Source organism: Neobacillus drentensis (assembly GCF_036966985.1).
Taxonomy (GTDB): domain Bacteria; phylum Bacillota; class Bacilli; order Bacillales; family Cytobacillaceae; genus Neobacillus; species Neobacillus drentensis_E.
Genome location: NZ_JBALSN010000078.1, coordinates 1 through 1,537, shown reverse-complemented (window position 1 = coordinate 1,537; position 1,537 = coordinate 1). Strand labels below are relative to the sequence as shown.

The 1,537-nt window shown below is 34.5% G+C and carries 2 protein-coding genes; one reads left to right on the top strand and one right to left on the bottom strand.

The genetic code is table 11. The annotated features are described in order from the left end of the window. The first annotated feature begins 48 nt into the window (after positions 1–48). Positions 49–546 carry a peptidoglycan recognition protein family protein gene (locus V7659_RS05735; RefSeq protein WP_335538726.1) on the top strand — a complete coding sequence of 166 codons (498 nt, stop codon included), beginning with the start codon at positions 49–51 and terminating at the stop codon, positions 544–546. 99 nt (positions 547–645) lie between these two features. On the opposite strand, the gene V7659_RS05730 is transcribed toward V7659_RS05735, so the two are convergent. Beyond that, positions 646–1,263, bottom strand: coding sequence for an NUDIX hydrolase (locus tag V7659_RS05730; RefSeq protein WP_335538724.1), 618 nt, complete (start codon positions 1,261–1,263; stop codon positions 646–648). Between the last annotated feature and the right edge of the window lie 274 nt (positions 1,264–1,537).

Sequence of the window (1,537 nt, the reverse complement as noted above, 5' to 3'; positions counted from 1 at the left end):
GATAAGACGGGGATCATGATTAAGCTTATGTGATGAGGAGAGGTCTACATGAAAGTAGAACCGGGATGGATTAAAGATATTAATTTATCGTTTAAAGACCCGCTTATTGCTTTAAATGATGTCTTGTACATCATTGTACACCATACAGAAGAAATTGGTTGGGATATTAATAAGACGCATAGGTTTCAACAGGATCAACGTGGATGGAGTGGAATAGGATATAATTTTTTTATTGAGGAAAATGGTGAAATTATTAAAGGAAGAGGATACCATGTTGGAGCACATGCCTATTCATATAATGAAAAATCAATAGGTATTTGTTTAGCTGGTAATTTTGATCTTCATACTCCATCAATAGAGCAGCTAAAATCATTGAGTAAACTATGCATTTTCCTATTGAATCGATTTAATTTATCAACTACTCACATTCTGGGACATCGTGAATTAAAAGGAGTCACAAAAAGTTGTCCAGGTAAAAACTTTAATATGAGCCAATTCAGAGAATCTATTAAGATACAGTGGCCAAATTGTAAAGATAAAGAGTGAAGTTCAAATCAAAACCAAGATGTATTTTGAGAGATTTAAAATATATCTTGGTCTAAAACATTTAGTGATTAAAAAAGGAAGTACCTTTCTAAATTAAACTTAATCAAAATAAACGGCTTCATGGGGATTTTTTAAGTATTTAAAAGCCATCTCAATTTGTGTTTTTGTATTTCGAGCTGTTGACAGAGGAGGCAGTTCGTTTTCAGCAAAGAACTTTACTTCACTTGTTTCAATTCCTTTAGCTGGCTGCCCGCCAATTATTTCACATTGAATAAATATTTTATAAACATGAAAAGCAGAAGGAGGGTGTGGATGGCACTTTTTATCGGTTACAGCTAATACTTTGATCGGTTTTACATTAAATCCCGATTCTTCTTTTACTTCCTTAACAGCGACTTCACTTGGGGTATGTCCAATGTCAGCCCAGCCGCCAGGTAATGCCCAGTTACCATCGGTATTTTCCCGGACCATCAGTATTTTATCATCCTTAAAGACTACTGCCCTAATATCAACCTTGGGAGTTGCATAACCAGTTTCACCTGCAAATAAATCTTTGATCACAGGCCTGTCCATATTTGTGTAATGTGCTAAAATGTCAACACTTATATTTCTTATGATTTCAAATCTCTCCAAGTCATAAACATCTTTTGAATACGTTAATCCCGCCTGTGCAATGGATTGAAGTTGTTTCGCCCAATCCAGCCATTTAGGTTCCAATATCATCATCTCCAGCTAGTCTAATAATATTTACTATTACTATATATATTCATCAAGCTAAAATTTGCTACAACTCCTGTGCTAACAAAGGTCTAAAAAATATCAGCGAAGGGTACTCTCCATTTTATTTGGGAAGTAACATTCGCTTTTATTAGTTGGTAAATGGACTGCTTAAATGCTTTATTTTTCGAGAGAGCGATAGGTATAGATTTTTTAGATTTTTTTGTAACCGGGCGGGTTTATCGAGTAACGAAAAAGCCTAATTTCTCAATTT